Origin of the sequence: Allorhizobium paknamense (assembly GCF_030815125.1) — a bacterium.
GTDB lineage: Bacteria > Pseudomonadota > Alphaproteobacteria > Rhizobiales > Rhizobiaceae > Allorhizobium > Allorhizobium paknamense.
In genome coordinates this window covers 15,046-31,189 of record NZ_JAUSWH010000030.1, presented here as the reverse complement: position 1 = coordinate 31,189, position 16,144 = coordinate 15,046, and the positions used below count along the sequence as shown (strand labels likewise).

The window sequence follows — 16,144 nt, the reverse complement described above, 5'->3', positions numbered from 1 at the left end:
GTCGCTTCGGGAACGGGATGGGACGTATCATTCCATTCTACCAGGATCTGATGCCGCTCCTGGTCTTCGAGAAGCTCGATAGAACCGATCGGTTGGGACACATTATCGAGGATGATTTCGACAAAGTTCAAAAACCGATGCAAAGTTCCGTTAAGCCAATCAACAGTCCCGTGGCGGTCATCGCAAGCTAATTCGATCACTAACTGATCGAGATTCGTCCTCTCATACGCATTGATCGTAAACCCTCGTATAGGTCCGAACCCCAGACAGCGCACTGCCCGCATTGGAGCAGTGCCATAGTCATATTTCATATAGTTAATGGTGGGGCTCGAAATGGATCCGCTTCTTACAAACCGATCGACCTCGGGACCTTGATAGCGCGAGTGCCTCAAAGATTTACGAAGAATAGCTGCAACATGCAACGTGGTTTGCTGAACGTTCCAGCCATCTAGCAGCTTTGGAAAGACCGGGACTAAGCGCGAGAAAAGCCCTATTACCTCTTTGTCATCCCCACTGCGCCCCCCCAAAGCAATAATAGCAACTTCCAGATCAACGCCAAGCAGCTTCTTGCAGAAAATCAGCGATATGGAAGTGAACAATACAGGAATAGAGACATCGAGTTCTCGCGCAGCATTCCTAAGCAATTTGAATGTTTTGGTATCAATAACCGCAGTGACGGATTCGAAAGACTCCAGCGGAAGCTCGGATGGACTGCCTGCACCTACTAAACTTCTAGCTAGCTCCGACCAGTAAGTCTGATCCTTCGAATACTGAGGAGAGTTCTTATATTTTGCTTCTCGTTCGTGAACTAAACGATATGGCGGTTCATTAACCGGGTATACTCTTTCACCACCCATCTCTGCGTCGTAAATTAAAAACGCGCGCTTAATAAGCGCTGAAAAGCTTGATCCATCGGAGATCAAGTGGTGGTAGCGATGCAAGAGGAACCGTCGCTCATCCCACACGATATATGAAAAAGCAAAAAGTGGTCCTTTGGAGAGATCGAACGGCTCTTGCATAAGCCTCTGCATCATCTGGTAGAACGCAGCTTCCGAAGCTCCATTATAAACAACCGTTGAGATTCTTGCACGAACATTTGGGTTAAGCGCCGCAAACACGCTCTCTCCGTCCGAAAAGAAAACCGAACGAAGGCTGTCACTAGAGGCTACTACCTGGTCAAGCGATCGCTCGAAGACGTCCACCTCAATGGGCTGCATAAGCTCAATCAAGTCACCGATGTTGAAACTGCACTTAGTTTGATCGAAAATATGCCCGTACCAAACTTTTAGTTGTGCATCGGTTAATGGGTACGGATCTTGATAATTCCCATGCATCGCTTACCTCGCAAGGAGATTTACTTGAGTTGCGCTAGAAATTACTGTTTTGCTATGCACAATCCTGCCGTGAGTGGTGCAAATTCCATGACAGGTTGTCAGTCTTTCAAAAGATGAGTCGCGTGTCAACGCTGATTTACCGTCTTGGTTGCAGGTTGGAACCTCGTCAGAGGACAAGACAGGATCAAGTCTTGATTGATGGCTTTCGAGAATATGTGCCTCTGATAGGCCCATCTGCGCAGGTGAGGTCGGGTGCCAGTTGCACGGGACCTAAACAATCGGCCGATCCTGACGACCTGTCATCGTTGCGTATCTAGACCACCTTGACGGGCCGCACCTCATTATTATATCTACGTGACATTGTAAAAGAACTGACGTGATATCGTAATTGATTTGGCTGGATATCGTATTCGAGTCGAGTCAGAGTTGCATGACCTGTCTTTGCCATATCGGGTGCTTGTCTCGGTCCCAGTGTGAACTCCAACATCATACCTAAACGGAAATCGTCGGGATCGTGAGCCGAAGGCCCAGCAACGCTGTCGGCGCCAGCGATTTTTTGTCTACGGTTACCATGCCGTCGACCGCCAAATAAACTTGCAACTTATTCCCGGCTTTGTTGAGGAGTGAGAATGAGAGATTTGTGGGATGCATTCACCGATAAAGGGCGCCCATTGCTCATTGCTGAAGTGGGACTTGGTCACGACGGAAGCCTAGGCCTTGCCCATGCGTTCATCGACGCTGTAGCATGTACTGGTGCGGATGCAGTGAAGTTTCAGACTCATATTGCTGAGGCGGAGAGTTCACCCGAAGAGCAATTCCGGATTGCGTTCAGTACTCAGGACAAGACCCGTTATGATTATTGGCACCGCACATCCTTCACTCAAGAACAGTGGGCTGCCCTTAAATGTCACGCTGATGCTGCTGGGCTCCTCTTTCTTTCCAGTCCATTCTCCACTGAAGCAGTCGATCTACTCGAAGCCATAGGTATTTGTGGCTGGAAAATCGCCTCCGGGGAGCTCAACTCCCGTCAGATGATCAAGCGTCTTGCCGCTACCAGCAAACCCGTCATCGCATCCTCAGGGATGAGCTCTATGCGGGATGTTGAGGAGATCGTTGAGATGCTCGTTAACGTAGCGCCGAATAGGCATGCCATCCTGCAATGTACCACGGAATATCCGACTCCGCCTGAACATGTGGGCATGAATGTGTTCGATACCTATCGGAGCCGCTTCCAGTGTCCAGTCGGTCTTTCTGATCACTCTGGAACAATATGGCCTTCGCTGATCGCTGCATCACGCGGTGCAAGAATTCTTGAGGTACATATCACCCTAAGCAGTCACATGTTTGGACCGGATGTTTCCTCGTCCTTGACCACCGAGAAATTGGCGGAACTGCGTATCGGTCTCGACTTCGTACATCGCATGCTCAGCAATCCGGTCGATAAAGACGCTGCTGCTCAGGAAAAGGCATCGCTGCTGAAATTATTTTCAAAATCGGCAATGTCCCTGAGGTCAATAGAAGCTGGGGAAATTCCGAACCGCACCTCGGTGGGATTTAGAAAGCCTGGCCTTGGTCTTGATGAAGCGGCGTTCGAAACCTTTGCAGGACGTGCTCTCAAGCGCACCATCCCAGCTGGCACCTTCATTCACGCAGAGGATTTTCAATGACAGTCCGTCGCAAAGTTTGCGTAGTCGTAGCCTCGCGCGCCAACTATGGCAGGATCAAGTCAGTTCTGGCCTCATGCAGGTCTCATCCTAACATCGAACTTCAGATCATCGCCACCGCCAGCGCCGTATTGAGCCGCTTCGGGCATGTGGTGGAGGTCATGCGGCGGGATGGCTTCTCACCTGATGCAAACATTCACGTAGTGCTTGAAGGCAATAGCCCGCTGACGATGGTCAAATCTACTGGATTTGCTATACAAGAGCTGGGCACGGCTTTTGAGTTACTGCGTCCGGACATTGTCCTCACTGTAGCGGACCGGTATGAGACGTTGGCTACGGCGGTTGCTGCATCCTACATGAACATCCATGTGGCTCACACCCAAGGAGGTGAAGTTACTGGGTCGATCGACGAATCTGTACGCCATGCGATTACCAAACTTTCTCATTTGCACTTCGTAACGACAGCGTTGTCGAAAGCAAGGGTGTTACAGATGGGGGAGGATCCGTCCCGGGTGTACCTGACGGGCTGCCCTGCTATGGATGCCGTAGACCAACTCGATATGGCTCTAACGCCTGAACTTCTCGAAAAATACGATGGGACAGGTGCTCCTATAGATCTGTCGAGGCCTTATCTCATGGTGCTTCAGCACCCAGTAACTACCGAACACCAATCAGCTGGTGAGCAGATTGTCGAGACCATAGAAGCTGCACGACGATTGGCGATGCCTACGCTTTGGCTATGGCCAAATATTGATGCCGGTACTGACCACATTTCGTACCAGCTACGGCAGTTTTGCGAGGTCGAAAAGCCAAGCTGGCTTCGGATCCACCGTAATTTTTCGGTTGAGGACTATGCCCGCCTGATAAATGGCTGTGCCTGCCTCATTGGAAATTCGTCTAGCGCCCTTAGAGAAGGCGCCTTCCTCGGTACGCCGGCTGTTAACATCGGCTCTCGGCAAAGGAATCGCGAACGTGGGGCTAATGTAATTGATGCAGACAGCCGCGCTGACGATATCGAGACTGCGGTGCGCGCGCAACTCCGTCACGGCCGATATCCCAGAGATGCCTTGTTTGGTGATGGCAAGGCCGGCAGACGCATTGCCGACATCCTCTCAACAGCTGAACTTGGTTCAGCGCAAAAGCAATTCTTCGATGTCCGTTAGGACCATGAGCCGAACTCTCGCTGTCATCACCGCCCGCGGTGGGTCCAAACGCATCCCGGGCAAGAATGTTCGAGCCATTGCCGGTAAGCCGCTGATTACCTGGACCGTAGAGACAGCACGCGCGTGCCAGGAGCGCTTGCATTCGATCGTGCTCAGTACTGATGACGAGGAAATCGCTCAGGTTGGAAGGCACGGCGGAGCAGAGGTCCCCTTCCTACGGCCGGCTCATTTGGCGGGCGATACCGCGAGTTCTCTTGGGGTTGTCCAGCACGCAACTCGTTTTATAGAAGCTCGAGACAACGTCCGCTTCGATTGGGTATTGCTCTTACAACCTACATCGCCACTTCGAACAGCGGCGGACATCTTTGCCAGCCTGGAAATGGCCGACGCGGCGGGATGTGACAGCGTGGTAGCGGTGACAGAAATGCCAGTGCATCCAATCTTTGCCAAGAAGATCAACGCCAAGGGGCTACTGAAGCCTTTCAATGGGACGGAACCGGAGGGCCTTCGACGACAAGATGCCAACCCCAAGGCTTACATTCGAAACGGCGCAATTTACCTGACCCAGAGGGATGTTCTTCTGGAGCAAAACTCGATATACGGCTCGCGGATTCTTCCTTATATAATGCCGCCAGAGCGGTCGATAGACATTGACGTAGATCTTGATTTCCGGCTTGCAGAGCTTCTTCTTCAAGACCGCTCCGAACTGGCAGATTTGCCATGTGCGGACTAGTTGCGGTCTGGCAGCGAGCGAAGGTAGATTGCAAGTTGGCTAACGCGGCTTTGCAAAGCCTCACGCATCGAGGGCCGGATGCTCAAGCGTCCACTCTACATGAGGATGGCAGACTCTATCTCGGGCACGCGCGACTCAAGATAATTGATACGGGAGACGCGTCTAATCAGCCATTCATGTCGCCATGCGGCAGATGGGTTTTGATCTACAATGGCGAGATTTACAACTTCTGCGAGCTTCGTCGGGATATTGGTGATCGCTGGCAGTGGCGGACGAGTGGTGACACGGAAGTCCTCCTCGCCGCTTGGGCGCTTTGGGGGCCGGATTGTCTAGACCGTCTGGTCGGCATGTTTGCTTTCGCAGTCTACGACGCGGTCGATCGTGCGCTTTTTATGGTTCGAGATCGGTTTGGCATAAAACCACTCTATCACTTGGCGACTGCTTCCGGTCAAGTGTTCGCCAGTGAGATTCCGCCTATCTTGCAGTTTCAGGATGTGGTTCGCGCCGACGAGGGGACGATACGAACCTATCTAGAGGCAGGTCTTTACGACCACTCCGATAGAACTTTCTTCCGAGGCGTTCACGCCCTGGAGGCTGGCACCTTTATGCGCGTGGACCTGCGGGCCGGCAGCGCGGAGACAAGGCGTTGGTACCGCTTCGCGGACTGTATCCCCGATCTTGCAGGGGCAAACGCAGATGAGTTGACCAACGAAACCGAGCGTCTCCTCCTGCAGGCGGTCTCCTCCCATCTTATCGCGGATGTGCAGACGGGGCTGAACGTCTCTGGCGGCGTTGACTCGTCCATGCTGGTGCGTTCAGCCATCGGCGAACTTGGTCACGCCCACCTGTTTACACAGGACTATGAAGGCTACAGCGAGTTGCCCTGGGTGCTTGAAGTCGCAGATGGGGGCACGCTGCATGTGGCCCAACTTGACCTGACGGCCATTACTGGATACCTGCCATTCACTGTGTCATCGCAAGCAGAACCATTCGGCGGCGTGCCGGTTTGCGGCTATAATTTGCTTTACGAGCTGGCTGTCCAGCACAATGTGACTGTCCTTTTGGATGGGAATGGCATCGACGAGACCTTCCTTGGCTACAAGCGGTACCACCTGCTCTACGCTCAGTCTGCCGTAGACCCGGCGATCCGAGAGCAGCGGGCGTCGGACTTCGCCGAATTCTGGGGGCAGCGGCCGCTGTCCGTCTCCTCTACCGCCTCCATCGACGGCTCGTCCGGACTGCGGCCAGAAACGATTTCGCAGCAACTTATTTCGGCGGAACCGGCGGAAATGATCCCGGATTTTTCCTTCGAGGATCCCATTCGACAGGCTGCGGCCATCGATCTTCTCCACACGAAAGTTCCGCGTTCTTTACGCTTCAATGACCGCCTGTCGATGGCGCATTCACGTGAACTGCGGGTGCCGTTCCTTGATCACCGGCTCGCCGAATTCGCGTTCGGTATTCCCACCCACCACTTGCTGACCAAGTTCGGGAGCAAGGCACTTTTTCGCAGCATTGTTGCCCGGCGGGCACCAAGGTCGGTAGCCTATGCGCCGAAGCGGTCTGTTCAATCACCCCAGCGCGAGTGGCTAGCCGGAGCTTGGCGCACCATGATCGAGGACATCCTTTCGTCAGAAAGCTTCGCCGACCGCGGATGGGTTGACCCTGACCTAGCCCGGCGAGCTTATGCGCGATATCTGGATGGTGAGCAGGAGAATTCCTTCTTCATCTGGCAGTGGCTGAGCCTGGAGCTCTGGGCCCGTCGCTACCTCGATTGAAGGGGGGTGGTCGTGGGTAGCCCCATCCAAGCGCAATAGACCACGATCGGAGCTCGTAGCGTACTCTGGAAAGGAACTACAGGTGGTTGTCATCATCGAAAACTACGAGGCTGCCGCCCGAGTTCTTAGAGATAATAGAAATCTTTCTGACAGGCAAAGTGCGCGTCTAGCCGCTTGGGAGGCAGAGTACCCCGACGCTGTAGGAACACTAATGCCATTTCTGAGCCAGTGGCTGATGTACATGGACACCGGTGAGCACCATTCCCTGCGCCGTGCCGCTCTCTCGATACTGTCCGCAGATGCTCCAACGATAACGGAGCAGGTTTTCGATGCCTTGGGGGCCGCTGCCGGGAAAGGCGAAATCACTTTCAACACTTGCATTTCCGTCGCGGCGGCATTTCATCGTGTGTTGTTTGGCCTGAGCCAGAGCGAGCAGGAATTCGTCATTGCCGAGGGTGACAATATCCTCAACTATATGTTTTCCTCGATTACCAAAGAAAAACTCATACAAGCTGCGGCCAGCGTGACACGTCTCGAAGACTGGGTGCAGCAACAGACCGATCGTCCCGGATTGCTTGGCGCCTTTGTGACTGCAAAGTTGCCCGTCGCAGTTTGCATCAACCTGCTTGTCGATTCCTACCATCCTGTCATCGCGGCCACTACAACTGTCGTCTGGAAGTGGGGGAAGCAGCTGCTCTCCGGCGAGCGTCCCGACGACGGCAAGGAGAGGGTCGCAGCGTGCCTCAGGCAATTTCCGCCGTTTACCATGATCAATCGACGCGTGCTCGATTCCCCTACCGAGATGTATTCGATCCAGATTGAGGCCTGCAACCGAGGTGGCGAGAACAGTCCCGGCGGCAGCAGACCCTCGCAGAAATATGGAATGACCTTTGGCGCCGGAAAACATTCTTGCCTGGGGGCCGGGGTGTCGTTGAGCTATCTTTACGCACTCAATGGCGCCTTGCTGAAGCTGCAGGCTGTCTACAACGTGACGTCAGTCGGCGGCGAAATTGGAAGTGATGATGGCCATTACCAGGTAAACGACCTGCTGATAGGACTTGAGCCAAGCTAGGTCAGGGCCGGGAGCGGAGTTCCGAATTAGGTTGTCACGCCCGAGAAGCTGTGAATAGTAATTGTCGAGAGGTTTTCAAAGGATGTCCGAGCCGTACGCCAACCCGTTAATTGATTCTGCCGAGATTTGTCGTGCAGGGGCAGAACTCCGGGCAATTCTCCAGAGGGGCCATGTAGAAGCGACCCATCTTGCCGTAATCGGCTCGGCCGCATTGGGCACTCAGATTCGTCGCGACATAGACTTGGCGATAGGCACCACTCAGGCGAAACAAGAAGTGCTCGCGCAGCTGTCGCAATTTCGCGGCGAAAGGCCGGCTACCCCTAATTCGGCCAGGCTTCTTTTCTGCCTCACGGTAGACGGGAGGCACATTGAACTCAACGTCATGACCTTGGCCTATATAGCGCTGCTGCACGCGAACCTGTCCGACGCTGCCGCCCAGCTTTCGGCCCAGGACAGAACGGGTTTCGTCCAAAGAAAAACGCAGTTCCGGGACGAGAGGCGCGAGCGCGAGATGGACGAATACAAGACCACGCTGTATCAGCGCTTTTGTCCCGACTTCCTCTGGACCACCGATGACCAGATCGTCAGAGGATTGGCCGAAAGTTTCGCAAGGCGCGGTGATCCTCTTCCCCTATGGCTGTCGGAAAGCCGAATGCATCGAGGTAACCAGTCATCGCGAGGGGAAGAACACGCCGCCTGTGACCTTGCGGATGTGGCATCCGCAGCCTCGCCGAAAACCTCGGCTCGTGCCTCTTCGCTGGCGCCGGCGGAATTGAGTTTTCGGGGGAGGCGCTATGGTTGGCCGCGAGGACTAAAGGCACTAGGCTGGGTGACTCAATACAACGATTGGCACTGCAGATCTGCAGACAATCGAGCAGGTGGTCACCGGTTTCATAAGTCCGGAGCGGGCGATCGAACCCGATGATTTTCTGCCCGATCTTGGCCCCGATGCGGTGGGGACCGTCGAAGTTTTCGTCGCCCTGGAAGGTGCCCTTGGCCTGAGATTTCCCGATAAGGCGCTGTCAGTCGAATACTTCGACTCGGTCACGCATATACTGCGCCTCGTCAGTCAGGTGCGCGCGGCCACATCGGCGGCGCCGTGAACAGGTCTGGCCCGTTGCGAAGCAAATTACGAAGACGGTCGAAATAGGCGTGCTCGCCCTCGGCCGCAGGTCCGACGCCATGGCGAACCTGAACTGATCCGCGCTCATCTGAAAATGCAACTGAAATGATAGCAACACATCGAAGACGCGTCAAAGTAATTTACGATTTGTACAACCTAGGAATTTGTGGCATTATTGGCCACTATAGATATAATCAACGATGGCGCGGCTCTGGCCAATGTTGAGACGCAGTTTCGGGATGAAGTAAGAAATCGCCTGCCAGAGATAACGGAAGACCCGCAGATTGATACTTAGTGTATCCGGATATCTGCAAGTGGCCATGAGTGCGGCTGAGTACAGTCGTGAAATACTTCTAAGTGCCGCGCAGATTGTCAACAGAACTGCACAAAAACATTCGAAAAATGGCCAGTAGAGGCGTAGTTTGAAAATACTTTTATCTTCCAGTCATAGTTATCCAGCGCAACAGCAAATTGGCGCAGGTTTGAAACCAACGCCACATCCTTCCTCATCTGCTTATTCGACTTTCGATCTTTTAGCCAAGGGGCTTGTAGAGCTGGGACATGAAGTGTCCTATTTCCTACAGGAAGGGGTGTTGCTATCCACCGAGCCCGATATGGAGATTGTTAAAGAACCTGTCTTCGATGTCGATATTAATCATCGTATGCTGGATTCAAAACATCTTCAGTATTGGAAAGGAGTTGAATGGAAAAAGCCCTTTGTCATTTCGTGCCATATCCATCCAAAATTTGCAAACGCAGATTGGGGGACGCCAGATCAAAGCTGGATATATCCCTCTCGCTCCCTTGCGAATAGTCTGGGCAGCGAACGATATGTTTTTAACGGAGTTGATCCAGAGGAATATATATATTCTGATCTAAAAGAAAACTATTTTCTCTTTATGGCATCAATGGAATGGGACGAGAGAAAAGGACTTGATACTGCACTTTTGCTGTCTCAAAAGCATCATATACCGCTTGTCGTTTTGGGCGGAGCTCGAACGTCCGAGAGAATAGAAAAGGTCACAAACCGTTGCCACGAGTTCAAAGATGTTGAATATCTTGGCGATATCAGGGGAAGTGAGAAGGCAAAATTGCTGGCTAAAGCGAAGTGCCTGATTTTTCCAACACAGCTTGAAGAGTCTTTTGGTTTGTCGATGGTCGAGGCGTTGATCTCGGGGACGCCAGTAATTTGCAGCGATAAAGGTGCATGTCCTGAAATTATAACGCAAGATGTCGGATTTGTTTGCAAAGATCAAAGTGATTACGACCGAGCCGTTGAATTGATAAGCGACATAGAACCTTATACGTGCAGGAATTATGTTTTGGACAGGTTTCATTATAGAAAAATGGCCGAGCACTTCGTTCACCAATATCAAAGTGAAATACACCGCGAAAGTTAAGTAGTCCCAGGATGAATTTTTCGTTCGACGATATGCTTGGTATGAAGACTAAGTCTTTACCAAAAACATGGAACGGTGACGTAAGAAATTTCTGGTCGACTCATAGCGACAGATTATATCAGTTCTATGTTCTGCCAAAGATTGTCCCGTTCGGGGCTGGTAAAAAGGTGCTGGAGATTGGCGCTGAATATTATAGCCGGTATATTAAACCGATTTATAATTCTTCCTGCTCTCTATCGCTATTAGATATCAAACCGTATTCACACCCTGACATAAAGAATGTTTTGAACGTTGATCGATTTATACATTTGGATATGACGGTTGCGATAGCAGACTATGCAGAAGAGTTTGATATTATCATCAGTTTTGGCGTCTTAAGCCACTACAACTTCTCGGAACTTCAGTGCGAACTATATTTAGACAATCTTCTTCAGATGCTAAAACCTTGCGGCATGTGTGCAATAAAAATTGACGTGCAAATCATGGAAAAATTGGAGAAATTCAGCAATTGGGAAAAACTACTTTTAATGATCAAAGAGCGCTTTTCCATACAGGCATCTGATACGCTATACGATAGCATGGGGCTGAAGCAATTTATCATTACTTACTGCAGCAAGGAGAAAACCGATGTGGTCGATAGGAATATATGAAGGGGATTCAATATTTAGTATGAAGCCCAGCACAAAAATTAGGAATCCGGTCATAACCATTGACAGTATTACCGATGTCAGGGCGAGCCTAGTAGCAGATCCTTTTATGATATTTGTGAACAAACAATGGTATATGTTTTTCGAAGTTATGAATGAGGATGAGAGAAAAGGCGAAATAGGCGCTGCTACAAGTAAAGATCTGTTGAAATGGGAGTACATAGGAATTGTATTAAAGGAGAGTTTCCATCTTTCCTATCCTTTTATATTTGTGGATGGCGACGATGTCTACATGGCGCCAGAAACATTAGGAGCAGGGGGCGTTGTTTTATATAAAGCCGTGAATTTCCCCCACTCGTGGCATCAACAAGGCATGCTTGTAAAAGGAACACATGCGGATCCCACGATCATAAAGCATGAAGGTCTTTGGTGGTTATTTAGCTGTACGACACCTTATCAGCACGACAGCCTGTCTATTTCTTGGGCTGAGAACCTTCATGGGCCTTGGCTGCCGCATGATCTCAATCCTGTATACAGCGACAGTAAAAGCATTTCTCGGCCGGCGGGCAGAATGGTTGATGAAGGAGGTAACATTCTCAGATTTTTCCAAAATTGCAGCCGAATATACGGCGAATCCGTGGGGGTTGCTAAAATTCAGCGGCTCTCGAAAGATCACTATGACGAGCATATTAAAGAAGGCAGCGATGTTTTAGGGCCGAGTGGCATCGGTTGGAATGCTACAAGAATGCATCATATTGACTGTCATAGAACGGAAACCGGTAGCTGGGTCGCATGTGTAGACGGCCATGTATAATTATCCATTTATCTAATTTTATTAAGCAGGCCATAATGGTAAGCGCTGTCCTGACCCCACCTTCCGGATCTGCTTGTGATTGTCGATGTTCAACCTCGAAAGAGGGCTTGGACATATGTCGATTTCAGAGCTTACGCTCAAATCCAAGGATGATCCGGTGCGCCGGTTTGAGGTGTTCACTGGCAATGGCCGTCGTCGCGAATGGAGCGACGATCAGAAGGCGCAGATCATTGCGGAGAGTTGCGAACCTGGCGTGACGGTGTGCTCTGTGGCGCGGCGGCATGGGTTGACGCCGCAGCAATTGTTCACATGGCGACGGCTCGCCCGAAAGCCAGCTGAGGTTCTTTTTGTGCCTGGGGAAGAACCGATGTTTGCGCCAGCTGTCGTCGTGTCGCCCGAGAAGTCGGAGCCGAAGAAGGCGCGGCAGGCACGTTTGCCAAGAAGAACTTGTCCGGAGGCGGCTATTGAATTGCAGATTGATGGAGCCATGCTGCGCATTGCCTCGGGCACCGATGCCGCAACCATTGCCGCCGTCATCCAGGCGTTGAAGGCTCAATCGTGATTGGCCCGTCCGGTGCGGTGAAGGTGATGATCGCCACCAAGCCTGTCGACTTCCGCAAAGGCGCGGAAGGATTGGCGGCGCTGGTAAAGGCCCAGATGGGTGCCGACCCGTTCTCGGGCACGATCTACGTATTCCGAGCCAAACGCACCGACCGGATCAAGCTGATCTTCTGGGACGGCAGCGGCGTGTGCCTGGTCGTTTCTTATGTAGCCAGCAGTACAGACGTAGGCCAATGTACCAGTCGAGAGCGACAAATACGCGGCCGGCCCCTACACAGTGGCGATAGTAATTCGCCCATCCGCTGGTGATGGCATTCACTCCTCGGAGCTTTTCGCCAAGACTGACGGAGATGCTATCACGCTGCGTCAGTTGCTTGACCTTGTGACGCAGGTTCGCGGCCTTCGCCTTGGGTATTTCGACGCGCGGGCCATAGCCGTAGCGTTTATCCCAATGCACACTGAAGCGGAATCCGAGAAACTCGAAGCCCTCTGTCATGGCCGTGACCTTCGTCTTTTCCGGCGACAGCGTCAGTCCGGTAGTCTCGATCAAGTAGTCGGCCAGGGCGGATTTCTCTGCCATTGCCTCCTCCAGCGATCCAGATATCAGAACCACGAAGTCGTCTGCGTAGCGCACCGGCAGAAACACACAGCGTCCTGCTGTGCGATCACTGTCCCGGGCGCTCGCCGCTGCCGCCACCCCGTTGCTTTTGCGACGGGCTTGGGTCTTTTTGCGGTGATAGGTCCACCATATACGCCGCTGCGCAGATCCGCTTGAAGCTCGACCAGGAAGCGATGTTCACTCCTGTTCCGGATGCGTCCCACCGTCATCCCGTCAACCCCGGCCGTGCGTCCACCTTTGTTGGAGGCAACGCGCTGCCAAGCGTGACGCAGCACCCTGAGGTCGGTCAACCAACCCCACATGTCGCACCACTTGTCGTCGGGATTAGCCTTACTCCACTGATAGAGCTTGCGTTGAATGCCGACTACCCAGACTTTATCGGTCTGATGATCCGTGTCCACAGACCACTTCTCCGTCGTTGCAATCCCATCGTCTTCCTGCTTCCCTTCGCCCTGTGCGCGGCTTTCCCGCGGTCCGACTACTACGAAAGCTCCGCCCTTGGTGTTGCCCATATCTGGCCGTCGCAGCGAGCCCGGCTTCCAACCAGGCAGACAATCCAAGTTCCCGTGTTCCGACTTCCAACCTTTGTGCCGTTAGGCGGTGAGCTCTACCCCGTGCGATGCGGGAGACGGGGCATAGGAGCCAGTCCCATCTCGGGTCTCATCGAGAACCCGGCAGTAAGGATAGACGAGCCTTACCGCCTCTGATCGCCCTTTCGTGCTTCCACGCCATCACGCTAATGGAAGCGGTTTCTGTGTTTCGAGGCTTCTGACGCTCACTTCGTTACCTCGCCATGGGCATTGCGGTAGCCCGGCCTGCGGTTGATGGCCCGCATCCGGTACATTTAAGGCCGATCTGCTTATGCAACCCAACCGACGACGCCCGGTCAGGCTTCTCGGCCCCCTTCGATCCACTGCTCCTGTAAATCGGGCGGCATCTCAGCCGCCGGTTAAAAGTCGGCAAGCTTGAGAGGCCACGCTAAATCATGCACACCTCCCGCGCCGCACGGCGCACCATCGATCCACAAATAGGGCCATTCTCCTTCGATGGGCCGGTCAAGGAAAGCCTTCACCTTCTCGTCGATCTCCTCGCAAAGCCGGGATACCTCGCTTTTGGAGATGCCGCTCATGCCCATGGCCTTCGAGATCATCGACGGATCGGGTCGAAACGCCTTGGATGTAAGCCTCCTGAATGACCGCCGTCAGAGCCTTCTCGGCCATCCGGCGCGGCTCCAGGAAACTCGGGAAGTAGCTGCCAGTACGAAGCTTGGGAATGCGCAGCTCGACGGTGCCCGCCCGTGTCTCCCAATCCCGGTCGCGATAGCCGTTACGCTGGGCCAGTCGGAAGCCATTCTTCTCGCCATAGCCCGCGCCGGTCTTCGTGCCGACCTCCAGCGCCATCAGCTTCTCGGCAGCAAAGCCGATCATCTCACGCAGCAAATCGGCGTCGGCACTCTTCTCAACGAGTGAGGGCAGGTTCATCATGTCATCAGTTATCGGTGGTGTCCCTCAGGTTGGCTCTAAGCAACCCGACCCTACCGGAAATCACCGATGGCTGTGAAATCCACCTACGCCACTCCATGGGACACGATCTCACAGGCGATCAACGGGTGGGTGCGCGCATCCGAAGAAGAGATGTATTCGGTCGATGTCGCTGCCTGCAATCGAGGGAAGGAGATGAACAGAGCTCTTGACAGATTGCCGCAGAAGCACGGGCTTACTTTTGGGCCGGAAAACATTTCTGTTTGGGGGCGAGGCCATCGCTGGACTACCTCAACGCCGTTAATTATACCTTGTGTGAACTAGACGTGGCATACAAAGTCGCCCCGGTTCAGGAAAAAAATCGATTGCGGCGACGGTCTCTATGAAATTAGCGACCTTCTGGTAACGCTCGACTCAAGACCGGCGCGAGCTTGAGACGCCTGACAGATCTATGTGGCCCGTATGCCGGGAGTAACCGTGGTCAATGATATTGCGAAGAGGTTAGGAATGCCGGAAACCGATACTAACCCGTGGATTGATCCCTCCGAGATTCGACGGGCGGAGAGAAAACTTAAGGCCGTTTTTCAAAAGTGCAATATCGGCTTCGAAAATCTTGTGGTTGTTGGTTCCGTTGCATTGGGCATTGAGATTAGGTCGAGCGACATTGATTTCGCCGTTGGCACGAGTCATGTCAAAGAAGAAGTGCTCTCCCAGCTGTCGCAGTGGATGGAGTTCCGCGGAGAAAGACCGGCAACCCCGACTTCGACGAGGCTTCTTTTTTGTATTATGGATGAGGGACGGCACATTGACCTGAACGTCATGAGCGTAAACGACCTCAAGTTGCTCCAAGCCAACCTTTACGCCGCCGCCGCGCAACTTTCGATCCAGGATAGAAAGCTCATAATCCGAAGAAAGACGGAGCTCCGAGACAAAAAGCGCGAGCGCGAACTGGATGAATACAAGACAGAACTGTATCGGCGCTTCTGTCCGAGTTTCGTCTGGAGCCCCGACGACGAGATCGTCAAAGCGCTGGCTGAAGAATTCTCAAGACGAGGCGATCCAATTCCCGACTGGTTGGCAAAAAAGTTGGCTCGCTAAATTGGTAACGTGCATTCGCGAGCGAAGGCAGGAAGCGTATGATAGGCCATATCGTGATGATCTTGTCTGGACGTTTAGAGAAGTCCTATGTTTACAAACTCATCTATATCAGCAGTTATTGATAAGGCGCCCAAAACTCGGGGTTGCTGGTTACGTGCTGCTACGCAAACTTCTGTCAATGCCGTTCCTAATCTTGGCTACCGGCGGAGCGACGTAAGTGTCTCCACCACAGTCTTCAATATGCCATCTGATCGTCTTACTTCATCATTCTTGACGATGCGGGGCTCAGTTAAAGGATAAGGAACTCCCGGCCAAAGCGCGCCCGGCAATAACGCGTCAAATTCTCCCATGACAGTCGGCGCGCACCGGCTGAGCCGAGCCACAAGTGAGATGCTCCTCCCGCACTGGCTCATATCGAAGTCCAGCACACACTTCACGAATATAATCCTGGTTTTTAAACCAAAATGGCAGAACGCTAAATCAAGGCGACCTTTCGCAGGTCCAAGAACGCTACTGGAAGGGAGGGAGATACAGCCACGCAATTTTGCGAAAGTCGATGAAGGTCAAACAGGAGAGAAGATGAATGCCCAGCGTGCACAGCGATGAAGAGCCTGTAATCGCCAGTCGGATATCGAGGCTGTTTCCAGGACACACTGG

The 16,144-nt window shown here is 52.8% G+C and carries 14 protein-coding genes and 2 pseudogenes; 12 read left to right on the top strand and 4 right to left on the bottom strand.

Annotation, left to right across the window (positions count from 1 at the left end):
* A partial coding sequence (locus QO005_RS23495; RefSeq protein WP_307160443.1) for a condensation domain-containing protein occupies window positions 1-1,334 on the bottom strand: 1,334 nt, incomplete at its 3' end.
* Window positions 1,335-1,963: 629 nt separating this feature from the next.
* On the opposite strand from QO005_RS23495, the gene QO005_RS23490 reads away from it, so the two are divergent.
* From QO005_RS23490 to tnpB, 11 genes and pseudogenes are all read left to right on the top strand, one after another.
* Complete coding sequence (locus tag QO005_RS23490) at window positions 1,964-3,001, top strand: N-acetylneuraminate synthase family protein (RefSeq protein ID WP_307160442.1); 1,038 nt, start codon at window positions 1,964-1,966, stop codon at window positions 2,999-3,001.
* Complete coding sequence (gene neuC / locus QO005_RS23485; protein ID WP_307160441.1) at window positions 2,998-4,161, top strand: UDP-N-acetylglucosamine 2-epimerase; 1,164 nt, start codon at window positions 2,998-3,000, stop codon at window positions 4,159-4,161. The genes QO005_RS23490 and neuC overlap by 4 nt, the downstream gene beginning before the upstream one ends.
* A 4-nt stretch (window positions 4,162-4,165) precedes the next feature.
* A complete protein-coding gene (locus QO005_RS23480) occupies window positions 4,166-4,894 on the top strand; it encodes an acylneuraminate cytidylyltransferase family protein (protein ID WP_307160440.1) in 729 nt (242 codons plus the stop codon).
* A complete protein-coding gene (gene asnB, locus QO005_RS23475; RefSeq protein WP_307160439.1) occupies window positions 4,882-6,672 on the top strand; it encodes an asparagine synthase (glutamine-hydrolyzing) in 1,791 nt (596 codons plus the stop codon). Before QO005_RS23480 ends, asnB begins: the two co-directional genes overlap by 13 nt.
* Before the next feature lie 82 nt (window positions 6,673-6,754).
* Window positions 6,755-7,744, top strand: coding sequence for a cytochrome P450 family protein (locus QO005_RS23470; protein ID WP_307160438.1), 990 nt, complete (start codon window positions 6,755-6,757; stop codon window positions 7,742-7,744).
* A gap of 82 nt (window positions 7,745-7,826) precedes the next feature.
* Window positions 7,827-8,669 (top strand): hypothetical protein, encoded by an 843-nt coding sequence (locus QO005_RS23465; RefSeq protein WP_307160437.1) that lies wholly within the window; start codon window positions 7,827-7,829, stop codon window positions 8,667-8,669.
* Between the two features lie 620 nt (window positions 8,670-9,289).
* Complete coding sequence (locus tag QO005_RS23460) at window positions 9,290-10,267, top strand: glycosyltransferase (protein WP_307160436.1); 978 nt, start codon at window positions 9,290-9,292, stop codon at window positions 10,265-10,267.
* A gap of 41 nt (window positions 10,268-10,308) precedes the next feature.
* Window positions 10,309-10,917: a class I SAM-dependent methyltransferase gene (locus QO005_RS23455; protein ID WP_307160435.1), complete on the top strand. Its 609-nt coding sequence runs from the start codon at window positions 10,309-10,311 to the stop codon at window positions 10,915-10,917.
* Window positions 10,895-11,728, top strand: coding sequence for a glucosamine inositolphosphorylceramide transferase family protein (locus QO005_RS23450; RefSeq protein ID WP_307160434.1), 834 nt, complete (start codon window positions 10,895-10,897; stop codon window positions 11,726-11,728). Before QO005_RS23455 ends, QO005_RS23450 begins: the two co-directional genes overlap by 23 nt.
* An 85-nt stretch (window positions 11,729-11,813) precedes the next feature.
* Window positions 11,814-12,290 (top strand): IS66-like element accessory protein TnpA, encoded by a 477-nt coding sequence (tnpA, locus tag QO005_RS23445; protein ID WP_307160444.1) that lies wholly within the window; start codon window positions 11,814-11,816, stop codon window positions 12,288-12,290.
* Between the two features lie 26 nt (window positions 12,291-12,316).
* Window positions 12,317-12,430: pseudogene (gene tnpB / locus QO005_RS24265) on the top strand (IS66 family insertion sequence element accessory protein TnpB); the annotation flags it as partial.
* 16 nt (window positions 12,431-12,446) lie between these two features.
* On the opposite strand, the gene QO005_RS23440 reads toward tnpB, so the two are convergent.
* The 3 genes and pseudogenes from QO005_RS23440 to QO005_RS23430 form a co-directional block, all read right to left on the bottom strand.
* A complete protein-coding gene (locus QO005_RS23440) occupies window positions 12,447-12,869 on the bottom strand; it encodes a group II intron maturase-specific domain-containing protein (protein ID WP_307160433.1) in 423 nt (140 codons plus the stop codon).
* A 23-nt stretch (window positions 12,870-12,892) separates the two neighbouring features.
* The gene (locus QO005_RS23435; protein ID WP_307160432.1) at window positions 12,893-13,420 is read right to left on the bottom strand and encodes a hypothetical protein; all 528 of its coding nucleotides are present in this window, start codon (window positions 13,418-13,420) and stop codon (window positions 12,893-12,895) included.
* Window positions 13,421-13,923: 503 nt separating this feature from the next.
* Window positions 13,924-14,404 (bottom strand): annotated as a pseudogene (locus tag QO005_RS23430) (transposase); the annotation flags it as partial.
* 492 nt (window positions 14,405-14,896) lie between these two features.
* Here QO005_RS23430 and QO005_RS23425 point away from each other — a divergent pair.
* Complete coding sequence (locus QO005_RS23425) at window positions 14,897-15,487, top strand: hypothetical protein (RefSeq protein WP_307160431.1); 591 nt, start codon at window positions 14,897-14,899, stop codon at window positions 15,485-15,487.
* Window positions 15,488-16,144 lie beyond the last annotated feature (657 nt).